This window comes from Actinocrinis sp. (genome assembly GCF_035605935.1).
Classification (GTDB): domain Bacteria; phylum Actinomycetota; class Actinomycetes; order Streptomycetales; family Catenulisporaceae; genus Actinocrinis.
Genome location: NZ_DATNGK010000045.1, coordinates 1 through 23,066, shown reverse-complemented (window position 1 = coordinate 23,066; position 23,066 = coordinate 1). Strand labels below are relative to the sequence as shown.

General features: G+C 69.2%; 18 protein-coding genes. 7 read left to right on the top strand and 11 right to left on the bottom strand.

Features of this window, described 5'->3' with window-relative positions; genetic code table 11:
- Positions 1-121 precede the first annotated feature (121 nt).
- Entirely contained in the window at positions 122-739 is a 618-nt protein-coding gene (locus tag VN779_RS03280) for a hypothetical protein (RefSeq protein ID WP_325719975.1), read from the top strand.
- Positions 740-929: 190 nt separating this feature from the next.
- Here VN779_RS03280 and dapC read toward each other — a convergent pair whose 3' ends face one another.
- On the bottom strand, positions 930-2,075 hold the full coding sequence (gene dapC, locus VN779_RS03275; protein ID WP_325719974.1) for a succinyldiaminopimelate transaminase: 1,146 nt from the start codon (positions 2,073-2,075) through the stop codon (positions 930-932).
- A gap of 28 nt (positions 2,076-2,103) precedes the next feature.
- Entirely contained in the window at positions 2,104-2,430 is a 327-nt protein-coding gene (fdxA, locus tag VN779_RS03270) for a ferredoxin (protein ID WP_325719972.1), read from the bottom strand.
- A gap of 118 nt (positions 2,431-2,548) precedes the next feature.
- Here fdxA and VN779_RS03265 point away from each other — a divergent pair, with 118 nt between their 5' ends.
- Complete coding sequence (locus tag VN779_RS03265; RefSeq protein WP_422653121.1) at positions 2,549-2,818, top strand: hypothetical protein; 270 nt, start codon at positions 2,549-2,551, stop codon at positions 2,816-2,818.
- 24 nt (positions 2,819-2,842) lie between these two features.
- Here the strand turns inward: VN779_RS03265 and ilvA are convergent, their stop codons facing one another.
- The gene (ilvA, locus tag VN779_RS03260; RefSeq protein ID WP_325719968.1) at positions 2,843-4,189 is read right to left on the bottom strand and encodes a threonine ammonia-lyase; all 1,347 of its coding nucleotides are present in this window, start codon (positions 4,187-4,189) and stop codon (positions 2,843-2,845) included.
- Between the two features lie 140 nt (positions 4,190-4,329).
- Here ilvA and VN779_RS03255 point away from each other — a divergent pair, with 140 nt between their 5' ends.
- From VN779_RS03255 to VN779_RS03245, 3 genes are all read left to right on the top strand, one after another.
- On the top strand, positions 4,330-4,839 hold the full coding sequence (locus VN779_RS03255) for a MarR family winged helix-turn-helix transcriptional regulator (RefSeq protein ID WP_325719966.1): 510 nt from the start codon (positions 4,330-4,332) through the stop codon (positions 4,837-4,839).
- Positions 4,839-6,518 (top strand): MDR family MFS transporter, encoded by a 1,680-nt coding sequence (locus VN779_RS03250; RefSeq protein ID WP_325719965.1) that lies wholly within the window; start codon positions 4,839-4,841, stop codon positions 6,516-6,518. The genes VN779_RS03255 and VN779_RS03250 overlap by 1 nt, the downstream gene beginning before the upstream one ends.
- Positions 6,519-6,626: 108 nt before the next feature.
- Entirely contained in the window at positions 6,627-9,122 is a 2,496-nt protein-coding gene (locus tag VN779_RS03245) for a hypothetical protein (protein ID WP_325719963.1), read from the top strand.
- Here VN779_RS03245 and VN779_RS03240 read toward each other — a convergent pair.
- Together VN779_RS03240 and VN779_RS03235 are read right to left on the bottom strand one after the other, a co-directional pair.
- Complete coding sequence (locus VN779_RS03240) at positions 9,101-10,063, bottom strand: ROK family protein (RefSeq protein ID WP_325719961.1); 963 nt, start codon at positions 10,061-10,063, stop codon at positions 9,101-9,103. The two genes, VN779_RS03245 and VN779_RS03240, sit on opposite strands and share 22 nt — an antisense overlap.
- Before the next feature lie 78 nt (positions 10,064-10,141).
- Positions 10,142-11,368: an FIST signal transduction protein gene (locus VN779_RS03235; protein ID WP_325719959.1), complete on the bottom strand. Its 1,227-nt coding sequence runs from the start codon at positions 11,366-11,368 to the stop codon at positions 10,142-10,144.
- Positions 11,369-11,894: 526 nt separating this feature from the next.
- Here VN779_RS03235 and VN779_RS03230 point away from each other — a divergent pair.
- Positions 11,895-12,740 (top strand): glycerophosphodiester phosphodiesterase, encoded by an 846-nt coding sequence (locus tag VN779_RS03230; RefSeq protein ID WP_325719957.1) that lies wholly within the window; start codon positions 11,895-11,897, stop codon positions 12,738-12,740.
- 13 nt (positions 12,741-12,753) lie between these two features.
- Here the strand turns inward: VN779_RS03230 and VN779_RS03225 are convergent, their stop codons facing one another.
- The 4 genes from VN779_RS03225 to VN779_RS03210 are packed head-to-tail and all read right to left on the bottom strand — an operon-like array spanning position 12,754 to position 18,156.
- Positions 12,754-13,464, bottom strand: a complete 711-nt coding sequence (locus tag VN779_RS03225) for a class I SAM-dependent methyltransferase (protein WP_325719955.1) — start codon at positions 13,462-13,464, stop codon at positions 12,754-12,756.
- Complete coding sequence (locus tag VN779_RS03220; protein ID WP_325719953.1) at positions 13,449-15,671, bottom strand: ArnT family glycosyltransferase; 2,223 nt, start codon at positions 15,669-15,671, stop codon at positions 13,449-13,451. Before VN779_RS03220 ends, VN779_RS03225 begins: the two co-directional genes overlap by 16 nt.
- Positions 15,668-16,669: a glycoside hydrolase family 26 protein gene (locus tag VN779_RS03215; RefSeq protein WP_325719952.1), complete on the bottom strand. Its 1,002-nt coding sequence runs from the start codon at positions 16,667-16,669 to the stop codon at positions 15,668-15,670. The genes VN779_RS03220 and VN779_RS03215 overlap by 4 nt, the downstream gene beginning before the upstream one ends.
- A gap of 35 nt (positions 16,670-16,704) precedes the next feature.
- Positions 16,705-18,156 (bottom strand): glycosyltransferase family 2 protein, encoded by a 1,452-nt coding sequence (locus VN779_RS03210; RefSeq protein WP_414639565.1) that lies wholly within the window; start codon positions 18,154-18,156, stop codon positions 16,705-16,707.
- A 405-nt stretch (positions 18,157-18,561) separates the two neighbouring features.
- Between VN779_RS03210 and VN779_RS03205 the strand changes: the two genes are divergently transcribed.
- Complete coding sequence (locus VN779_RS03205) at positions 18,562-19,905, top strand: polysaccharide biosynthesis protein (protein ID WP_325719949.1); 1,344 nt, start codon at positions 18,562-18,564, stop codon at positions 19,903-19,905.
- 96 nt (positions 19,906-20,001) lie between these two features.
- Here the strand turns inward: VN779_RS03205 and VN779_RS03200 are convergent, their stop codons facing one another.
- Complete coding sequence (locus VN779_RS03200) at positions 20,002-21,825, bottom strand: RIO1 family regulatory kinase/ATPase (RefSeq protein ID WP_325719947.1); 1,824 nt, start codon at positions 21,823-21,825, stop codon at positions 20,002-20,004.
- Between the two features lie 78 nt (positions 21,826-21,903).
- On the bottom strand, positions 21,904-23,019 hold the full coding sequence (locus VN779_RS03195; protein ID WP_325720012.1) for a cystathionine gamma-synthase: 1,116 nt from the start codon (positions 23,017-23,019) through the stop codon (positions 21,904-21,906).
- Positions 23,020-23,066: the final 47 nt, after the last annotated feature.

Here is a 23,066-nt window from a genome sequence, read left to right as displayed (position 1 = left end):
GCGTCGCCGGCCGCCGAACGGCGGCCGGGCGTCATCCGGGCCGACAGCCCACCCGGCCGGGGCGCGGGGGCCGAGCCAACCGCCCCGGACCGCACAGTCCACACGGAAATGAGAGACACAGATGAGCCACGCCGGGCGTCGAATCGCCTCTACCGCGGCGGCCGCCGCCGCCGTCGCCCTGCCGGTCGCCGCCGCCGGGTCCGCGCACGCGGACGCCCTGCCGCTGGTCGGCTCGCTGCCGGTGGTCGGCAGCCTGGCCCAGGGCCAGACCGCGGCGCACCTGACCCAGGCGCTGCCGCTTTCCGGCCTGCCGGTGGTCGGCAGCCTGACCGGGCAGCAGGAGAACGGCGCCTCGCCCCTCAGCGGCCTGCCCGTGGTCGGCAGCCTGGCCGGCAGCGGCCTGCCGGACGTCACCTCGCTCACCGGCAACGGCGGCTCCTCGCCGCTGAGCGGCCTGCCGGTGGTCGGCAGCCTGACCAACTCGCTGGGCAACGGCGGCCTGCCGGTCGTGGGCGGCCTGCCGGTGGTCGGCAGCCTGACCGGGCAGCAGGCCGCCAACGGCGGTTCGGCGAGCATGCCGTCCTCCACCGAGTCGGTTCCGATGCAGGCGGCGCAGCACGTGGCCGCGCCGGCGCCGGCCATGGCCGCCCACCCGGCGGCTCAGGCCGCGGCGCAGCAGGCGACCACCGACGCGGCGAAGCTGACCACGCACTACGTGGCCAAGCACAAGAAGGCCTGACGAACAGTCAGTTGACCGCAGCGGTCATACCGCGACCGCGTAACGGCCGGTGGCCCGCCGACTCCGAACAGGGAGCCGACGGGCCACCGGCCTTTGGCCTGTCGCGATGTCGCATAAAGCGGGCAGCAGCGCAGCGGTGCTCAGTTGCAGAGTTGAGTTGCGAAGGCGCCGCGCAGTTCGCTGAGCCGGCTCAGCCCGAGAGGCGCGCCGCGGCGGCGGCGATACGCTCGTCGGTCGCGGTGAGCGCCACCCGGACGTGGTGCTCGCCGCCGGGACCGTAGAACTCGCCGGGAGCGGCGAGGATCCCGAGATCCGCCAAGTGCGCGACGGTGTCCCAGCATGGTTCGGGCTCGCCGCTGACAATGCGTGAGGACCAGAGGTACAGGCCCGCCTCGGAGTGATCGATGCGGAAACCCGCGTCCGCCAACGCGTTACGCAGCACCGTGCGCCGGGACCGGTAACGCTCCTTCTGCGCGGCGGCGGACTCGTCGTCGTCGAGCGCAGCGGCGGTGGCCGCTTGAACCGGGCCCGGCATCATCATCCCGGCGTGCTTGCGCACCTCGAGCAACTCTGCGACCAGCGCGGGATCGCCGGTCAGGAACGCCGACCGGTAGCCGGCCAGGTTCGATCGCTTGGATAGCGAGTGCACCGCGAGCAGCCCGTCATACGAGCCGCCGCACACCTGCGGATGCAGGACCGACACGGGTTCGGTCCCTTCCCAGCCAAGAGAGAGGTAGCACTCATCTGATACGACGATCACGCCCCGAGCGCGCGCCCAGGCGACGATCTCCCGAAGCGCGTCGGCCGAGTGGACCCGGCCGTGCGGATTGCCCGGCGAGTTCAGCCAAAGCAACCGAAGGTTCTCCGGCGCCTCAGCGGCGCCACCGGGCACCAGCCATCGGTTCAGCAGGTCGCCGTCGGAAACCGGAACCGGGGTGGCGCCGGAGAGCAGCGCGCCGATCTCGTAGGTCGGATAGGCCGGAGACGGAAACGCGACAGCGTCGCCCGCGCCGAGCCCGAGCAGCGCAGGTAGCGCCGCGACGAGTTCTTTCGAGCCGATCAGCGGCAGCACCGATACCGGATCCACCGCGGCGCCAAGCTCGCGCTGCATCCAGCCGGACGCCGCCTCACGCAACCGGGCCGTGCCATGCGTGGTCGGATAACCCGGCGAATCGGCAGCCGCAGATAACGCGCGGCGGACGCTGTCCGGCGTCGGATCGACCGGCGTACCCACGGAGAGGTCCACCCGTCCGCCGGGATGGGCGTCGGCCTTCGCCGCGTACGGCTTCAGACGATCCCACGGGAACTGCGGCAGACGGGCGGACACGTTCGGCATCGGTGCTTTCCTCTGCAGCGCAGGGTGCTTAGTGCGCCTCTTCGGTGCGCGGGATGGCCTGGATCACCGGGTGGTCCTTGGGGATCAGGCCGAGCTTCGAGGCGCCGCCGGGCGAGCCGAGGTCCTCGAAGAACTCGACGTTCGCCTTGTAGAAGTCCTTCCACTGCTCCGGGGTGTCGTCCTCGTAGAAGATCGCCTCGACCGGGCAGACCGGCTCGCAAGCACCACAGTCGACGCACTCGTCCGGGTGGATGTAAAGCGAGCGCTCGCCTTCATAGATGCAGTCGACCGGGCACTCCTCGATGCACGCCTTGTCCTTGACATCCACACAGGGCTGCGCGATGACGTAGGTCACGTCCGGGTCCTCCTGGCCTCGGGTCGGGTCGCTAATCCCGGCCCATCATCGTCAATCGATATGGTGCGACACCTAGTATCGCGCTTAGCAAAGCCGCAACGCACAAAGGGGCGCTGAAGTGGACGGTACATCACCGGGTAGGGCGCTCCGCATCAGTGCACAGGATGTGGGATCACGGGTCGTGTTGCGTTACCGGCTGGACCCGCCGGATCACGGTCAGTTCGGCGAGACGCTAACCGACCTGGTTGGAGAGTTGCTGGAGTGGGCCGAGGGCGCGCAGGGGCACGCCACGGTCCGGCGGCGCTCCGGGGAACAGGTCTCGGTGGATCTTCAGCGCATCGTCGCCGCGAAAGTGATCCCGTCGCCCCGTCAGAAAGCCGCGGGCTGAAGGACTCGCTTGCACAGCGCTTCCTCACTGCACGATCGGCGCGTAACCGGCCGCGCTGAGCCGTGCGACTACCGCCTCGGCATGATCTGGCCCGCGCGTCTCCAGCGTGACCGCGACCTCGACCTCCGCCACGCCCAGCCCGGCCAGGGTGCGGCCGTGCTCCACGTCGACGACGTTGGCGTCCACCGCGGCGAGTTCCGCGAGCAGTTGGGCCAGCGCGCCGGGTCGGTCGGTGAGCCGCAGCCGCAGGGAGAGGAACCGTCCCGCGGCGGCGAGGCCGTGACGGATAAGCCGCAGGAGCAGCAGCGGATCGACGTTGCCGCCGGACAGCACCGCCACGACTGGCGGTTCGAATTGCCGTTCCCCGGCGTCGAGGTGCCCTGACGCGGCTTCCTGGGCGGCTTCGAGCAGCGCGGCGACACCCACCGCGCCAGCCGGCTCGACCACGAGCTTGTTGCGTTCCAGCAAAAGCAGGAGTGCTTGGGAGATCGACTCCTCCGACACCGTCACGATCTCGGTGCCGAGCCGGTGGATCACGCCGAACGGCACGTCGCCTGGGCAGCCGACCGCGATGCCGTCCGCCATGGTCGCCATCGAGGCGAGCGGCGTGGGCGTTCCAGCGATGAGCGAGGCGGGGTAGGCGGCGGCCGTCGCCGCCTGTACGCCGACGACGCGCACGTCAGGCCGCATAGCGCGCAGCACCGTTGCGATCCCGGCGAGCAGCCCTCCCCCGCCCGCGCCCACGAGCACCGTCTTGACCTGCGGGCACTGCTCCAGGATTTCGAGCGCGACCGTGCCTTGACCCGCGACGACGTCGGGATGGTCGAAGGGATGGATGAACGCGGCGCCGGTCTCCTCAGCGAAGGCTCGGGCCGCGATCAGCGCCTCGTCGACGGTGGTACCGGTGAAGCGGACTCGCGCTCCGTAGGACTCGGTGGCGGCGACTTTGGGCAGCGGCGCGCCTTCCGGCATGAACACTGTCGACTCGATGCCGTGCAGGGTGGCGGCGAGCGCGACGCCCTGCGCGTGATTGCCCGCGCTGGCTGCCACGACGCCTCGGGCCCGTTCCTGCGCGGACAGGTTGTGGATGCGCACGTATGCGCCGCGGATCTTGAACGAACCGGCGCGTTGCACGTTCTCGCATTTGAACCAGACCTCGCCGCCGAGTTGCTCGGACAGTGGCCGAGACCAGGCCAGCGGGGTCGGCCGGACGATGTCGGCGAGCAGTTTGCGCGCGGCAAGCACGTCGTCGAGGGTGACGGCGAGCGCCTGGCCAGCTTGCCTGGCCGCAGCGGTACCGTCAGTGGCCTGCGATTTCTTGCCCGGCGTGGTGTCGCCTTCGATCGCGGCCCGCTCCTTGTGGGTAGCCATGGGGTCAGGCTACGCGGGTCGCGATCTCGGATCGACGGTGCCGCCGCAGGTCAAAAACTACTTGCATGCCGCAAGTAACGAGGAATATAGTTGTAGGGCACAAGCAACTTCCTGGAAACCCTGATCTGCGGATGGTCCTTATGTCGGTCCATACTCACGAGCGTCCCACGCCGGCGCCCGTCGGCGATCCGGCGCCCGCCGCGCAGGCCGAGACGGCGGCGCCGAGCGTCGCTGACGTGCGTGACCTGAGCGACGCGATGCGCGCCCTGTTCATGCAGGCCAAGAACCGGCACCGGGCGATGGAGAAGACCCCGGAGCACGGCCGGATCTCGGTGCTGTTCGTGCTCGGCAAGGTCGGCCCGATGCGCGCCTCGGCGCTGGCGAAGGAGGCGGGGCTCGACCTGTCCACGGTCAGCCGGCACCTGCGCACCCTCGAGGAAGAGGGCTACATCAGCAAGAGCGCCGACCCGGACGACAAGCGGGCTTTCCAGGTGGGGGTCACCGAACGGGGACACGACTTCGTGGAGCAGTTCTGGTGCGAGCGCGCGAACACGATCCGCGACGCGCTGTCCGCATGGCCCGCCGATGACGTGCGCGCTCTGACAAAACTGCTCGACAGATTCGTACGCGACACCGAAGGATGCATCTAATGAACGCACCCGCGACGGCGGCGGACGGCCGCCCCATGATGTCGCACCGGCAGATCATGGTGGTCTTCAGCGGCCTGATGCTGGGCATGCTGCTGGCCGCGCTCGACCAGACGATCGTGTCCACCGCGCTGTGGACCATCGTGCAGGACCTCGACCCGGTGCACGGACTGGCCCACCAGTCCTGGGTGGTGACGGCGTACCTGCTCGCCTCGACGGTCGTGACGCCGATCTACGGCAAGCTGGCGGACCTCTACGGTCCGAAGAAGATATTCATGTTCGCCATCACCCTGTTCCTGGTCGGCTCCGCGCTGTGCGGAATGTCGCAGAACATGGGCGAGCTGATCGCCTTCCGCGCCCTGCAGGGCCTGGGCGGCGGCGGCCTGATGGCGCTGGTCTTCACGATCATCGGCGTAGTGGTCCCGCCGCGCGACCGCGGCAAGTACCAGGGCTACTTCGGCGGCGTGTTCATGCTGGCCATGGTGCTCGGCCCGCTGATCGGCGGCTTCTTCACCGACCGCAGCCACCTGTTCGGAACCACCGGCTGGCGCTGGATCTTCTACGTCAACCTGCCGATCGGCATCCTGGCGCTGGTCGTCGTCTCGATCGTGCTGCACGTGCGCAACAACCAGATCAAGCACAAGATCGACTACACCGGCGCCGCGCTGGTGGCCGCCGGGGCCTCGGCCCTGCTGCTGGTCACCGTGTGGGGCGGCACCACCTACTCCTGGGGCTCGCCCACGATCATCACGCTGATCGCCATCGGCGCGGCGCTGCTGGTCGGGTTCGGCTTCTGGGAGTCGAAGGTGGCCACCGAGCCGATCCTGCCGATGCACCTGTTCCGCAACGCGATCTTCACGGTCTCGAACCTGATCGCGCTGGTGCTGGGCATGGCGATGATGGGCTCGCTGATCTACGTCTCGACCTACCTGCAGCTGGTGGTCGGCTACAGCCCGACGATGGCCGGCCTGGCGATTCTGCCGATGATGGCCGGCATCATGCCCGCCTCGATCATCGGCGGCCGGATCATCTCGAAGATCGGCAAGTACAAGGCGTTCCCGATCGCCGGCACCGCGATCGCCGCGGTCGGCATGTACCTGATGTCCCGGCTGACCGAGACCACCGGCGCGGCCGAGCGTGGCGTGTACATGTTCGTGCTCGGCCTCGGCATGGGCCTGGTGATGCCGGTGCTGACGCTGGCCGTGCAGAACTCGCTGCCGTTCAAGGACATCGGCACCGGTACCTCGGCGAACCTGTTCTTCCGGAACATGGGCGGGTCCTTCGGCACCGCGATCTTCGGAGCGGTTCTGATCAACCGGTTCAACCACTACTCGGCGACCGAACTGCCGAGGAGCGGGGGCCTGAGCAACGGCGGCAGCCCGAACGGACTGAGCCGCAAGGCGCTGGACGCGCTCAACGTGCAGCACCCAGGGGTCGAGGCGGCTGTGCTGCACATCTTCGTGCAGGCGATGTCCGTGGTCTTCCTGGTCGCGACGGCGACGATGGTCGTCGCGTGGGTGCTGAGCCTGTTCCTCAAGCAGGTGCCGCTGCGCTCGATGGGCGCGCCGACGCCGGAGGGCGCTGTGGAAGGCGCAACGGCGGACGCAGGCGTGGGCACGACCGGGGATGCAGCCGGCGACGAGGCTGCAGCCACGAGCGATGCCGCACCGGTAATGCATTAGGAGCCCCACAAGGGCGCTCCACGCGACGTCCGAGCGAGTGCGTGACGCGCATCCGCTCGGCCGGATCCACCCTCAGCCGGGGGCGCACCGGGCCACTACGCTGGCCGGGTGCGCCCCCGTCGTTTTCTATCCCTACTCGCGCTACTCGGTGCCGCGATGGCGAGTGTGGTGCTGATCGGGGAAGGCCCGGCGCAGGCTGCGGAGCGTGCGACCGGTAACGCACCGACGGGGCACGTTGTCGTCATCGGCCTCGACGGCCTGCAGTGGAGCGATGTAACGCAGGCTGGAATGCCTGCGCTGTTCAATCTGGTGCGGCACGGCAGCATCGCCTCGCTCGTGACCCGCGCCGTGATCAACGACACCTGTCCGGCGGACGGCTGGCTGACGCTGAACAGCGGCACTCGGGCGTTCGCGAGCAGGGTTATGCAGCAGCCGGCCGGGACAAGTACCGCGACGTCTCTGATTACGCGGCCGCAGACGTACTGCACGCCGCTGCCCGATGCGCCGCAGAGCGCGGGTTCGTACGACATTCCGAACTTCACTGCGTATACGGCACCGAACAACGCCTACAGCTACGCCCCGGTGTTCGGTTCGCTCGTGGCGCCGATCGCGACAGCGGGAGGATGTGTCGCGGCGTCAGGTCCGGGTGCGCTGCTCGGAGCAACCGACGCGCACGGCCACGTCGCGGATTACTTGGGCGCACCAGAGGACCTCACGCAGACGGCTCTCTCGCAGTGCGCGCTGACACTCGTCGATCTCGGCGGAGTGACTGCGTTACCGCCGCCGGCGGAAGGTATCGAACCGCAGCCGCCGGTCAACCGCGTGTACCCGTATGCGGCCCTCGACTCCACGCTCGGATCGCTGATCGCGCGTTTGCCCGCCGCAACAACCGTCGTCGTCGCCGGACTCGATGACTCCACGACCGAACCGCAACTGCACACGCTGCTCGTGTCGGGCTCGGCGTTCGACGGCAAGCACTGGCTCTATGCTTCGTCAACACGGCACCCCGGCGTCGTGCAGACCCTCGACCTGACTCCTTCACTGCTGCGCTGGGTCGGTCTGACGCCGCAACAGATCTCGGCCGCGGACCGGAAACCGTTCGTCGGATCGCAGATCACCGCGCGCGGCGCCGCGCCATCGGACCCGGCCGGCGCGGTCGTCACCCAGGCCTGGCTCAACACCGCCAACCAGACCTTCGCCCAGACCAACGGCCGGTTCATCACGTGGATGGCGCACGCGATCACGATCCTGGCCTGGGCCGCCGGCCTGGTCTTCGCCGCGATCCGCTGGCTGCCTGAGCGCTACTCCCCCGGCCGGTTCTCCCGCCGATACCCCCGGCTGCGCCGCTGGCGTACCGGTTTGCGCGCGGCCGTCGTCGGCTGGGCCACGGTGCTCGGCGCGATCGCCCCGGCGTCTTTCCTCGCGAACCTGGTGAACTGGTCGGCGACGTTCGCGCCCGGTCCGATCCTGTACGGGACGATCGCGGGAATCAGCGTGCTACTGGCGGCAGCCGCCCTGGCAGCCTGCCGAACTTTGCCCGGGTTACGCGGCCAGCCTCTGGCCCCTGCCGGGCTGCTCGGCCTGCTCACACTTCTCATCATCGCGGCGGACGTAGCGACCGGGTCGCGGCTTCAGGCACAGACCCCGTTCGGACTCTCGTACGTCATCGCCGGGCGCTTCTACGGGATCGGCAACAGCGCGGTCGGCGTCTACTGCGCCGCCGCGATGATCGGTTCCGCTTGGCTGGCCTCGCTACTGATGCCGCGTCACGGACCAGGTGAGATCCCGGCGCATGTATGGCCGCATACGTTCCGTGAGGCTGCGGAAGGCTGGCTACGCCGTGCGGTACCAGGGCGCCTCGGCCTAAGCCGACTGCCGGATGCACAGCGTGCCGAGCGGCGACGCGCGCTGATCATCATCGGGGCGGTCGCGCTGGTCGCGGTCGCGGCCTGCGGATATCCCGGATGGGGCGCGAAGTTCGGCGGCACCATCGCGATGGTGCCCGGCTTCGTGCTGTTGCTGTTCCTCATCGCCGGGCTGCGGATCACCTGGCGCAAGATGCTGGTGGTGGCGATCAGCGGAGTCGTCGTGGTCTCCGGCTTCGCGGTGCTCAACTACCTCCAGCCGGCCGGCCAGCGCTCGCATTTCGGCAACTTCGTGGCCTCCCTCTTCGACGGCAGCTGGACCGGCACCATCCACCGGAAGATCGACACGAACCTGGCCTCGATCAACAACGACTGGTTCAGCCACTACGTGCCGTGGATCCTGTTCTGGGCGCTGCTGGCGATCGTCGCGCCGCGACTGATCGGCGCGCGGTCGCTCGCCTTGGCGTACGCCCGCGAGCCGTTCGTGCGGTGCGCGTTGTGGCTGGCGCTGATCACCGTCGCGATTGGCTGGTTCGTCGACGACTCGGGGATCTTGGTGCCGAAGATGGCGTTGTTCCTGGCCGCGCCGCTTGGCGTTCTGAGCGTTGCGTTAACGTTGCGGCCGGATGAGTTGCCGCACACTGCGGATGACGGCGTGTCAGCTGATGCGGCGCCAGACAAAGCTGCTCAGCCGGTTCCCGGTGGCAGCGCGGCTGATCAATCCTTGGCGGACCAGTAGCGCTCCGGGTGCACGATCAGGGCGGCCGCGCCGACCAAGCCCGCTTCCTGACCGAGCGCCGCCGGGACGACGCGCACCGAACGGGCGAACTCCAACCCGACCCGCTCCCGCAGCGTCGCCTCCAGTGGATTGAACAGCAGCGGTCCGGCCTGGGAGAGGCCGCCGCCGATCGCGACGACCTCCAGGTCGCACAGCACGGTCGCCGAGGCGATCGCGATGCCGAGCGCGCGGCCGGCTCGGGACAGCGCCTTCAACGCGATCGGGTGCGAGCGCCGAGCATCGTCGACCAGTTCCCGGCCGGTGCGCTGGTCCGGCGCGGCGCCGGGCCGCCAGCCCTGCTCGGCCGCCCATCCGGTCAGCCGCGGGCCGGAAGCGACCGCCTCCAGGCAGCCGACGGCTCCGCAGGCACACAGCGGCTCGTCGGCGTGCACGATCACGTGACCGATGTGCCCGGCGTTGCCGGTGCGCCCGTCGATCAGCCGCCCTTCGACAATGAGCCCGCCGCCGACGCCGGTGGACACGACCATGCCGAGCATGTCCTCGGTATGCATCCCCGCGCCGCGCCAGTGTTCGGCGACCGCGAGGCAGATCGCGTCGTTGTGCACCCGCACCGGCACGCCGGGGAACGCCTCGGCAAGCCGGGCGCGCAGCGGGAAATCGCGCCAAGCCTCGATGTTGAGCGGGGAGACCACTCCGCCTGGCCAGTGCATCGGCCCGCCGCAGCCGACGCCGACCCCGGCGAACTCGGCCGGATCGGTCTTCAGCTCGCCGACCAGGCCGAGCAGGGTACGGAAGATCATCTCGCCGCTGTCGGTGACGCCGGGATGCGGCGTGGCGGTGCGCAGGTACTCCAGCACCCGGCCTTCACCGTCGACGGCGCCCACAGCCAGCTTCGTGCCGCCGATGTCGATCGCCAGGATTCGCTGCTCGGTCGTTTCCACGGGCGTGCGTTACCTCCGGCGTTGGCGTTGCATTCCTGAGCTCGGGCTCGATCCGACCGTACCCGAGCGGACGGCGACTTAGACGATCTTCGCGTCCGGATCCGCGAAGGCGAGCACGGAGGCGGTGTAGCCGTGCAGGTGGTTACGTCCGCCGACCGGCCCGATCTCGCCCGCGCCGAAGAACCCGGAGACCGCGTTCGTACCGAGCCCCGCGCGCACCGCGAGAATGTCGTGTCCCGCGCCGAGCGGCTGCGGGAAGAGGTCCCCGGCGCGGCCGTTGCACGACACCACGAGCGCGCCGCCGATGGTGGCGTATCCGGGGCGGTCGCGGCAGGCGGTGAGCACCGTGTCCAGCTCCCGGCCGGCGCTGGCGGCGTCGCGCAGTTGGAAGCGCACGGTGCGGCCCACGTCGACCACATCACCGACCGCGACGCCGCCGCGCTCCGGATCGGTGCCGAGCACGCCGCGGATCAGGAAGTCGCCGCTCTCGTGCTGGTCCGCGTATTCGTCCATCGCGACGCCCAGGTGCAGGCCGGTCGAGACGGCCTCGCGCTCGCGTTCGTCGAGCGAGTCGAGGATCTCGCGCAGCTTCTCCAGGGCCGGGGTTCCGGCGAGACCGAGCAGCAGGTTGCCATCCGCGGCGGTGACGGTCATCGTCGGGCCGACCGGGCGGCAGCCCTGGCTGACGGCTATGGCCGCGTCCACCGGTCCGCCGAGCATCACGCCGACCGCGCCCTCGTCGTAGGTGGCCGCGCCGCGGATCAGCCGGGCCGAGCCCCGTCCGGCGACTCCGGGCACCAGCCCGCCGACGAAGGGCAGACCGGGCAGCGCCTCGTTGGAGCGCTCGACGAAGCCGTCCGCCGGGAAGCTGTGCGGATCGGCCAGCACCAGCACGACCCGGTCATCCGGCCACGGCTCAGGCAATCCGCCGACCGCGATCGAGTCCGCCGCGCGGGTCGCGCGCAGATGGAACGGCCGCACGCGCACGCCCGGCAGCTTGCCCGCCCACACGGCCACCGCCGGTTCGCCGCCGAGCAGCGGGCCGACCGCGCGGGCGTCACCCATGACGCCTGGTGTCAGCGCCCCGACGACGACGCAGCGCTCGTTGCCAGTGGCGCTGACCATGGCGTGCACCGTGGCGGCGACCCGGTCGGCGTCCTCGGGGTCCGTCACGCCGGCGAACACGGTGACTAGGTCGGGCGCGCCCTCGATGGTGGAGAGCGCGCCGTAGCTAGCGCGCCGCGCGGCACGCTCCACGTCCGTGTCCACCGCCAGGCCCTCACCGAAATGCGACATGTCGTCCATGATTCCATCACTGGCCGCGCCGGGTTACTGCCGTTGTCGGACATGCGGCACCGAACCGGGCGATACTTCCGTCCAGTCGGCGTCGGCGGGCCGGAAATCTCCGCGAACCTGTAAGTCCGCTGCAACGCGAACGCGGGATGGAGCGTCCTTAGTCACGACCGAACGCACGCGGGTGGAACACAGGTTCGGGGGCGGTCGAAATGAGGGGCGTATGCGCGGTGGGGCGGCCATGGCGATAAGCCGGCGTGGGTTGGTTCGGCGAGATCCAAATCGGCACGGGGTTGACGGGCACAGGGTTGACGGGCACAGGGTTGACGGGCGCGCGGTTCGTGGGCGCGGCCTTGTTGGTAACCGCGGCTTGACACCACGCGGTTTAGGTCGGCCGCTGGCGGCATTGCTGAGCGCCGCGGCGCTCTGCGCCTCGGCGGCGTGCTCGGTCACGACCGCGCCGGCGTCCCCGGCCGATCCGCAGCGAGTTGCCCACGCGATCGGCCACGCCGGTGGCGGCGTGATTTTGCGCCTCGGGATGCCCAGTCCCACCCCGACGCTGCGCGGGCCCAAGAACTGGCCGCGGCCGTGGGATCACCTTGACGATCCTTGCTCGGCGCCGCCGGTGATCGCGCACCGTGGCGAGGGCGGCACCGTCGCGCCGCTACCCGAGAACACCTCGGCCGCCGAACTGGCCGCGGTCGCGCAGGGTGCCTCGATGCTCAACGCGGACGTGCGCTGGACCAAGGACAACGTGCCGGTCGCCATCCATGACGCGTCGCTGAACCGCACTACGACCGGTACAGGTCCGGTGCTTTCGGTCACTGCGGCGCAGTTCACCGCGCTCGGCTTGAAGTCGAATGACGGCAAGCGCCGGTTGCCGCACAATCAGCACCCGCAGACGCTCGCGCAGTTGCTGGCCGCGGTGAAGCACACCGGCGTGCCGATCGTGCTGCAAATGGAGGCCGATCCGTTCGCGGCCGGAGGGGCGGGTCAGGCCTCGATCGATGTACTGGCCTCGGTTATCGCAGCCTCCGGATACGCCGACCACGTGGTGGTCGGCGGCTGGGAGGCCGACGACGTCAGCGCGTTCTCGGCGGCCGCGCCGGATGTGATGACGGCGTACATCCAGGAAACCGGGAACCCGTCACCGTCATCGATCACGAAGACGGGCGCGCGAATCCTGTACATCGACTTCGCTCGGATCACTCGTGCGCAGGTTGTCGCGTGGCGCGCGGCGGGCCTTGCCGTGTGGGTGTGGACGCCGCCGTTCTCCGCGCAGTGGGTGCACCTGCGTCAGATCGGAGTCGACGCGATCGCGACCAACTGGGTGCCGGCTTACACGCACTGGTCACTGCCGTGCGCCGCAGTGCCGTTCTCGTGAGAACAATGCGGACTCACGCAGGCTTACGCGCGTAGCCGATCATGTGCGACGCGGTGGGTGTGGGCAGGTAAATCCGCGCCGGGAACCTGAATCGACTCAGTTCGCTGATCTCGAACCCAGCCGCCGCGACGGCCTCGCCGGTTTCGCGCGCGCAGCGACAGCCTCCGCAAAGTGAGGGCCGTATCGTCGCATCGAGCGCGCGCTGCCCCCACGCGGCCGCGCGGCCCTGCGAGCGCACGTGCTCCATGAAGCGGAACTCGCCGCCCGGGCGCAGAATCCGGTGGACTTCGCGGAAAGCAGCCTGCTGATCCGGAACCGAGCACAGCACCAGCGAGACGACCACGGCGTCACACGACGCAGCGGCCAGCGGCATCCGCTCGGCCACGCCGCCGATCACCTCGATCTTGGTGGTCTGCACTGGCTCAGTGCTCTGCGACAGCCCGTCCGCGGCTTGCCGCGCCAGCGCCCGCAGCGTCGGTTCCGGCTCGACGGCGACGAGCCTGGTCACCTCGCGCGGGTACTGCCGGAAGTTCATGCCGTTGCCCGGCCCGATCTCGACGACCTCACCGCTGAGGCCTTCCAGCAGCCTCCTGCGATACTCCGCCAGGCCACCGCGGTCCATCGCCACCGCGACCCGCGAGTAGTACTTGGCGAACCAGGGGTGCGCACGCCTGCGGTTCTGCGTCGAAGCCGGCGGAGCCTGCGTCACTACTTCTTCACCCATACCTGATACGTAGTCGGCCCGTACGCGGTCTGCACGTTGTACTCGCTGACTATTCGATACGGGCTGATCGGCGAATGCAAGCCCTTGAGGATCGCCTGGTCGACCTCAGGTGTCGTGGTGCCGTCGATCGCCACGACCTGGAAGTAGCCCTGCTCCACCGCGGTCTGGTACGCGATATCGCCGGTCAGCCACTTACCCTGCCAATCGAGGTAGAGGAAGGCGAAGGTCGAGGTGAACTGGGACGGCTCGGCGTTGGTATCGCCGCGCAGGTAGTAGATCGGCACCTCGTCGATCTCGACCAGGTAGTGGGCGCCCGGCTTCTGATACTGCTTGATCGTGGCCACCAGCCGGGTCGCGTCCGGCCAGCCGCGGAACATGATGTGCGACTGCGACATGCCGAACGCGAAGGCCACCACCGCGGCGCCGATGCCCAGTTGCAGGCGGCCGAAGTGCCCGCCGACCAGCCGCACCAGCCCGTAGCCCGCCAGCGGCGCGGCGAACATCAGGCCGAAGCCGATGTGTTTCTGCAGCGCGACGTCGGTGTGGATGCGCAGCTGGTTCGCCGGAGCGAGCAGCGCGGTGCCCAGCATCAGGGTGACCAGCGCCGCGCGTCCCCATGTGCCGAGCGAGAGCCGGCCGTCGACGTCGGGGCGGTGCCGGAATATGTAGTAGAGGCCGCCGACCACGGCCACGACGAAGACCGGTGCGCCCCACTTGCCGATCTCGGTAAGCAGCGTCTGCGTGGATGTGCCGCCCTGCGCTCGCGCCGTGGTGGTCTGCTGGATGCCGTGCACGTACGTCGGCCCGGCGAGCTTCAACGCGCCGTACGCCATCGAGCCGATCATCGCGGTGAGAGATATGGGACGCAGCAACGCCCAACGCCAGCCGTGATACGGGATTGCCGCGATGCACGACAGCGCGATGACCGTCGGTATGAACAGCAGCGAGGCGTACTTGGTGCCGACCGCGAGCAGCATCGGCAGTACCGCGAGCGCGTAGTACGGCCAACTGGAAGCGGCACCGCGCACCACGATCCACGCCGCGAGCGCGAGCAGGAACACGCAGGGCGCGTCGTAGGTCGCGAACCCGCCCATGAAGATCGCGGAGGCGGTGGTACCGAACAATCCCGCGCCGCACAACGCGGACCGCACGCCGAACAGCCGGCGGCCGATCAGGTAGACCAGGCAGGTCGCGCCGAGCATGAAGGCCAGGCTGAGCAGCCGGGCGGCGAACACCCCGCCGATCTGGTCGGCGATCGCGCCCACGATCGGGTAGAGCACCGGTGCGCCGGAGAAGTAGGCGGCGAAGTTGTCGATCGGCTGTCCGTTGAGCAGATGCGCGAGTTCGAGGTGGCCGGAGTAGAGGTACAGCGCCTCGTCCTCGAACGCTGTGTTGCTGTTGCGCAGCGACAGGAACGCTTGCAGCAGGAGGATCGCGAGCAGGATGCCGCGGCGCGGCGTCGGGATGAACCGGGACAGTCCGGTGCGCCGTTTTCCGGCGAGCGAGGAGTCGGCCTTGCGCTCGGCCGCGCGCAGCGCCCCGACGTTGATCAGCGCGGTCTCGATCCGGTCGGTCGACCAGTCGGCCGGGCGGATCAGGATGCCGGTTTCCTCGTAGGGTGCGCTGTCGCGCCAGGAGACCTTGTCGCCGAACCGTTTGGGGGTCGGCAGGTTGACCGGAGCGTGCAGCGCGCCGGGCGAATCAGGCTGCGCGGACAGTGGGGTCTCGGTGGGCTGGAGCGGCTCAGCGGGTTTCCGCGTTTCGGTCGGATGGGCGCGCGGCGGCTCGGGTTCGGCCGGCGCCGGCGCTGACGTGGCCGGGTCCGCGGAGGTGGGTGTCGGTGCCACCGGTTCGGCAAGTACCGCCATCGCGTCCGGAGCGACCAGCAAGTCGGGCGGCGTAGCCGCGTCCGGGGCGACCTGCTCGGGTATCCGGACCCCGCCGGTCGGGTAGACCACCGTGAACTCGGGCTCGCGGGCGGGCCGGTCGAATACCGCTTCGTCGAATGGTGAATCGACTTGCGCCGCGTCGGCGGCCTGCGTGCCTTCGGGTTCGGCAGTCGGATCGCTGAGCCGATCGAGCCGCTTGTGCGACTGGAAGAGCTCGAAGAGCAGGTCGCGGCGCTCCTGTGCGGTCCGCTCCGCCGCGCCGGGCTCCTGCTCGTCGGTCCCCGGCGTTCGTCCGCCGCCGTTCATCGTGCTGCTCATCGGGTCGCGCTCACCGTGAATCCGAACTCGGAGGCCGCTACGGCCGACTTGAACGCGGCCTGCACCGTGGGCCGGTTCTCCAGCCGCCAATCGCCCTGGCGGTTGTAGTCGTACCAGACGAAGCCGAGTATGTCGTCATGCGTGGCCACGGCGTTGAACAGGGCATTCACCGAGGAGACCTGGTTGGAGCCGGACTGCACGCCGGTTTCGGCGATGATGAACGGCTTGGCGGTGAACTTGCGGATGTCGAGCAGGGTCGGCAGGAACAGCGAGGAATACGTGTGCGGACCGTTGACGGTCCAGTATCCGGTCACGCCGATCCAGTCCACGTACTGATCTCCCGGGTAGAGCGGCTGTAGCTGGACGTCGGGGACCGGATAAATGTCGTTCGGGTCCCAGATCCAGATGACGTTGGTCGCGCCGGCCTTGGCGAACAGATCGTGCACGTGCCGCCAGGCGGCCACGAAATCGGCCGCGGCGGTCTGCTTCGTGCCCCAGGGGTACCAGTCGCCGTTCATCTCGTGCCCGAAGCTGAGCGCGATGGGCAGATTCAGCGAGCGCACCGAGGCCGCGAACCGGGCGATGTAGTCGTCTGAGGCGCCGGCCGCGATCTGCTGCATGGTGACCCCGAACGGCTCCCAGACCTGGAAGTAGAGCGCGCCGTAGGCCCAGGCGTTCTGCACCGCCTGGCTGTCCAGACCGGTGTTCCATCCGACGTACGCGCCGAGCAGATTCGGCTTCTTACCCACCCATGTGGCGAACTGCTCGGCCGGGGCGATCGATGCGGGTGCGCCCGGTATTTCCAGGCCGACGTACTTGCGCGCCGGCTTGATCAGCGGCTTGACATCAAACGCGGGCTGAGTCAGGTTCGGCGCGACGGAATTGCCCGCGCCGGCCTGGGAACCGGCCCCACCGGGGCCGGCGGAGGGAGTCATCTTCCACGTCGCGGCGTCGCGCACGACCGAGCAGCCGGATATCGCGCCCCCGAGAAGACCCAATGCGAACAGTGAAGCCAGGAGACGGCGCCGGCGGATCATGCCGCCGCGGACTTCGGCCGGGACAGCACGCGCGCGGCAGTCGCCGCGTAGAAGAGCCCTGAGGCGAGCAGCACCATGAAATTGAACGGGTCCATCGTGTACATCCGCCAGAGGCACAGGCCGACCCACGCGGCGGCGGTGACCGCGGTCCAGCCGATCATCCCGATCCAGAACCGCTTGTTGCGCCCCTGCTTCTTCGACGCGGAGCCGGAGGGCTGCCAGCCCATCCGGTTGTTGCGCAGCACGTCCCAGATCGTGAAGACGTGCGCCCAACCGTAAACCATCCGGCAGGCATACGCCTCCAGCCGATACGGCGCCCGGTGCCACAGCGGGAAGATCACGCCGGCGTAGATGAGGCCGGGCACCACGTAGATGAGGTTCGTGATCTGCAAGTCCTGCGGCAGGCCGATCAGCAGCGCGATCGGCACCAGCGGCAGCACGAAGGTCATCAGGGCCGTGTGGACGTAATAGAAGAACCCGGACAAATAACTCAGCCGCACCCGGAACGGCAGCTTGGCGTGCCAGAACTTGCGACTGCCGAGCATGCTCATGTTTCCGGAACACCAGCGATACTGCTGGTTCACGTACGCGGCCAAGTTGTCGGGGCACACCCCTGTGGACAGCGCGATCGGCAGATACTTCAGCCGCCAGCCGCGCAGGTAGAGGTCGAAGCCGGTGTGCACGTCCTCGGAGTGCTCTATCAGCGTCATGCCGCCGTTGTCATCGAGGGCAGCGCGGCGATAGACCGCACAGGTACCCACGCAGATGGCGCCGTCGTATCGGGAGAGGGAGGTCTGCACGGAGCGGTAGAACAGCTCCTGCACCGCTCCGGCGCCGCGCTCCAGCCAGTTCTGCGAGTCGAGCACCCGGAAGAACTGCGGCGTCTGCACGATCCCGACGCTCGGATCGGTCATGTGCGGCAGCGTCTCGTCCAGCATGTCCGGCCGGGGCGCGAAGTCCGCGTCGAGCAGCAGGATGAATTCCCCACGCGATATCCGGTAGCCGTAGAGCAGGTTCCCGGCCTTCTTGTACCACCCGCGGTTGGAGCGGCCCGCATATACATAGCCGAATTCTTGAGCCATGCGACGCAGCTGCGGACTGTCCGAATCGTCCAGTACGTACACGTTGACTTCGCCGCGGTAGTGCGCGGCCATCAACGCGACGTGGGTCCATGTGTTGCGCAACACCTCGACGGGTTCGCCGCACACCGGCAGCAGCACGTCCACCGAGGGATGAATCGCAGGCCGCCAGGAGTCGACCAGGGCCCGGTGCGCGGCCAAGTCGAAGTCCTTCGAGGCCGCGTTCACCACCAGGGAGACCGCGAAGTAGGCGATGGTGAAAGTCAGAAAGGGCAGGTAGGCCCAGAACCAGGGGGAGACCTCGACCATCCGCGCCTGGCTGTAGATCAGGAATCCGAAGCTGATCACCGATGCCCAGATCAGCAGCATCGCCTTGCGGTTGACGTACGAGTATTTCTCTGCGTCGTCAGGGGGCTGCGGAAGCGACGGGTCGGCGGCCGCGGGCCGGACCACGCGCGGGATCCGGCGGCTCGCGGACGAGGCGGCGTTCTGCGGCATCGGTTCGATGCGAGCGCCCTCGACGACATCGGTCACGTCGAGCCACCCCTCCCGGACCACGAGGTCGAACCATCACGAGCCCGGCAATGCTATCCCCATTCGCGCGCCGCACAACAGCGTGCGCGGCCGGTGTAACTTTCAGCGGACTTTACGTGCGAAACTCTTGAAGTCGCCGCGCTACCGGTGGATAGAATCCCCAATCACCCCGGCCCGCAGCGTGGCGGCCTCCACGTTCGGCGGGGTTCAAGCACCGCCGTACAGCAAGTAAGGGGTCGCATGGAAAGCGCCGCATCCATTCTCGACGGCATGCGCGCGGCGGTCCCGCTGGGGCGGGTGAAACTGGACGAATCGCAGGTGAGACTGCTCTGCGGCTTGACCGAACGCCTGGTGGCGGCGCGTCCCGACGCTCACGCGGAGTACCAGCGCTTTCAGGGCATACGCGAGCGCGGGCTCAACCTGCCGCAGGACATGGTGACGCGATGGCTGACCGGTCGCACGGTGCTGGTCACCGGCGGGACCGGCTGCATCGGCTCGATGCTGATGGAACAACTCGCGGCGCTCGCCCCGGCTCGGCTGGTGAGCGTGAGCCGCGGGACGGTGCAGCCGTGGCGGCTGCCGCCAGGCGCAGAGTACCGCGAAGCGGACATTCGTGACCGATGTCAGATATCAGAGCTTTTCACTGAAATCAGACCCGAGATAGTGTTCCACATCGCGGCCCAGCGCGAACCGGGCCGCGCCGAGGTCGAGGTACACCGCACGGTCACCACGAACATCCTCGGCACCCGCAACGTCCTCGACGCGGCGGCCGAACACGGGGTGCGGCACGTAGTCTGCGCGTCGACCGGAAAAGCGCTGCGCCCCTACTCCCCCGACATCTACGCCGAGTCGAAGCGCGTCGCGGAATGGCTGATGACGCGCGCGGCAGCCGGCTCGCAGCTGCTGGTCACGGCAGCGCGGTTCACCCACGTCGTGGACAACTCGATCATCGCTGACCGGCTGCGCAGCTGGTGCAAGGCCGGCGTGATCCGCCTGCACAGCGCGGAAATCGACTTCTACGCACAGTCCGCGCTGGAATCGGCGCAGTTGCTGCTCGCCTCCGGGCTCAACCCGCGGCAGGGCGCGGTGCGGATGTTCGCGCTGCGCAACCTGGACTGGCCGGTCAACCTGCTGGACCTGGCGATCGGCATGATCGTGGAAACCCGGTCGAGTTCGCCGATCTACATCGCCGGATACGAGAGCGGATACGAGCCGGAGGCCTTCCCCGGCCTCTACGACCCGCGCACGGCCGGGTGCCTCAGCCCTCTGATCAACGCGTTCGAGGCGGCTGCGGTGGTGCCCGGAGATTGCACGGAGACCGACGCCTTCGAGCTGCGCGCGCCGAGCGATGACGCGGCCGCGTTGGCAGCGCTCGCAGAGCTCGAAATAGCCTGTGCGAAGTCCGAGGACCCGGCGGAGCTGCGCGGCCCGTTCAAAGCGCTGTCGCTGGCGCTGCTCGACAGCACCCTGCGAGACGTCCCGAAACCCGCGCTGCAGCGCTCGATCCAGCTCGCTACGGCGCGCGGTGCGGGGAGTCAGGCGCACGACCGGCTGCTCGACGCCCTGCGACGCTGGGCCGCTTGATGCGCGGCCGTTTTCCGGACCGACAGCCGAAATAGCGCGTCGGGCGGCAGGCCACCGGCCCACCGCCCGAACTCGCGAATACTTATCCGCTTACCGCTAACTCCCATATCCGATGGACAGGTACGGAATCAGCTCATTGATCTGCTGCCGGAAGCCGGCCGGCACACCGGTCTCGTTTAGCGCCGCGCGCAGCTGGCCGAGGCCCTGCTGAATCGAGGACTTCGAGCCGATCTCCTGCTGGAGCGTGCCCACCGCCTGGTTGAGTGAGCCCTGCGCCTGCTGCGGAATCTGGCCCGCCGCCCCGGCCCGCGAGATGGTCTGCTGGATCTGCTGGAGGGCCTGGCCCGGGCTGGCCGGAGCGGTGGCCAGCGGGGTGGCCGAGTAGCTGGGCACCGATGTCGGACTCGCGGAATTCGATCCCTGAGTCGGCGACGCTCCGGTACTCGCGCCCGGACTCGTCCCGACGCCGCCGGCCTGACTCGCCGCGGCGCTCGGCGATGAACCGCTCCCGCCGCCCTGTCCGGCTCCGCTCTGTCCCGTCGTCGGCGCGCCGGTCGGCTTCGCGGACGGCGAACTGCTTGCGCTGCATCCCCAGGCGATCGCGCCGACGACGAGTACGACGATCGCGATGGCGACGTAGAGTGCTGATTTAGGTCGCTGCGCCGGCGAGCCGTGCCGTCCAGAGGGTGATGCGGTCGGGGTCAGGGGCGCGGAAGCCAGTCCAGTTGCCGCGCCGCGGCCGGAACCGCCGCGTCCGCCCCGGCCTCGGTTCCCGCCGATCGTCTCCGCGCCGACGCCGACCGCGACACCCGCGCCGACCAATTCCCCCGCGGCCGCCGTCTCCGCAACAACCTCGGCGTACCCGACTTCGGCCGCCGCGCCGGCCTCAGCCTGCGCTACGACTTCGCCTTCGACCTCTGCCACTGCCTCCGCGGCTGCCACCACCGCGCCCGCGACAACCACGGCCTCGGCGGCTTCGACCACGGCCACCGCTGCTTCCGCCTGCGCTGCCTCGGCGACGTCCTCGCGCACCCGCAACGCGGCGACCAGTTCGCCGACCGCCGGGCGTCCGCTCGCCTCACCGAGCGCCGCGACCAGCAACGCCGCGAGCTGCGCGCGCAATCCGTAGGTCGCCACGAGATTCGCCTCGGCCCAGGCGCGACGTCGCTCGATCAGGTCCAGCGTCAGCAGCTGCGGCGCGGCCGGGCTCTCAGGGCTCGAACCCGCGTCGAAGCCGACCCCGAACTCCGCCTCGACTGCCTCGACCCCGGCAAGGGCGATGCAGGCCAGCCACGCCAGGGCGTATACATCGGCGGCGCTGCTCAGCTCGCTGCCTGAGGCCACTTCGAGCGCGGCCGCCGCGGCCAGGTCGATCAGCAGCACACCGCGTTCGGCGAGCAGGAATGAATAAGCAGACAGATGCCCGTGGACGACCTCGACCTCGTGCAGCACCTTCAGCACGTCGGCGATCCCGATGAGCACCGCCAGGATTTCCGCGTCGGTCAGCGCGCCGCGCAGCAGCACAGTGGCCAGGCTGTCCGCCTCCACCGGCTCCAGCACCACATATCCGACGCGCTCGACCACTACCTCAGCGGCCTGCGCGCCCTCCGCCTGCGCCGCCACGCCCTCCCGCTCGACTTCCATCTCACCGAAGTCCAGCACTACGGGCAGCGCCGGGTGGTTGAGCCGGCGCAGCGTGGAGACCACGCCCGCCAGATCGGCCCCGGAGGCGCAGGTGTCGCGAGACGCCGCGACCTGAAGCCAGACCTCGACATCGCGCGTCTCGTCGAGGGCGAGCCAGTACTCGTATTCAACGCCGGTCAGCGTGCTGTCGGCGACGGCGAAGCGGGTCAGCCGCTCGACCACGCGGTAGCGGTCGGCGACGAAGGCGCCCTGCTCGATTGCGGAAATCCCCACCACGCGCGGCACTGTACACCAGAACACGGCGGGCACCGCCCGCCGTGTTCGGACCGTGATTTTGCAGGTCCGCCCGCGATTTCAGCCGAGCGCCCGGGCCAGGTCGGCGAGCAGGTCGGCGCGGTCCTCGATGCCCACGGACAGCCGGACCAGGTCCGCCGGAACCTCGAGGGGCGAGCCGGCGGCCGACATGTGCGTCATCCGACCCGGATGCTCAATCAACGATTCGACCCCACCCAGCGACTCACCGAGCGTGAACAGCTCGGTCCGGCCGCACAGTTCGACCGCCGCAGCCTCGCCGCCGGCGTGCCGGAAGGAGACCATTCCGCCAAAGCCGCGCATCTGCTTCGCCGCGATCTCATGCCCCTGATGTCCTGCGAGGCCCGGATAAAGCACCTCGCTCACCTTCGAGTGCTCCGCGAGCATCTGCGCGACTGCCGCAGCATTCTGACAATGCCGGTCCATCCGCACGGCCAATGTCTTGATACCGCGCAGAGTGAGCCAGGCGTCGAACGGTCCGGCGACCGCGCCCATCGAGTTCTGATGGAACGCCAACCGCTCCCCCAGTGTGCCGTCAGCGACGACGAGCGCGCCGCCGACCACGTCCGAGTGACCGCCGATGTACTTCGTCGTCGAGTGCACCACCACATCAGCGCCGAGCGCGAGCGGCTGCTGCAAGTACGGAGTCGCGAAGGTGTTGTCGACCACCAGCAACGCCCCGGTCTCCCGCGCGATCCCGGCGAGCCCGGCGATGTCTGACACACCGAGCAACGGGTTCGACGGGGTCTCAACCCAGAGCGCCCGCGTGCGTCCCGGCTGCACCGCCGCCCGAACCGCGTCGAGGTCGCCGAAGTCGACCGCGGTCCACTGCACGCCCCACCGCTCGTAGACCTTAGAGAACAGCCGGTAGGTGCCGCCGTACGCGTCGTTCGGGATCACCACGTGGTCGCCGGTCCCGAGCACCGTTCGCAGCAGACAGTCCTCCGCCGCCAATCCGGACGCGAACGCCATCGCGCGCGTGCCGCCCTCGATCGCGGCCAGGCACTCCTCCAGCGCGGTCCGGGTCGGGTTGGCAGATCGCGAGTACTCGTAGCCGCCGCGCAGCCCGCCGACACCGTCCTGCTTATACGTGGAGACCTGGTAGATCGGCGGGACGACAGCCCCAGTCAGCGGGTCGGGCTCCTGCCCAGCGTGGATAGCGAGCGACGAAAACCCCCATCCCTCCGGCTGCCCGTTGCGCTCTG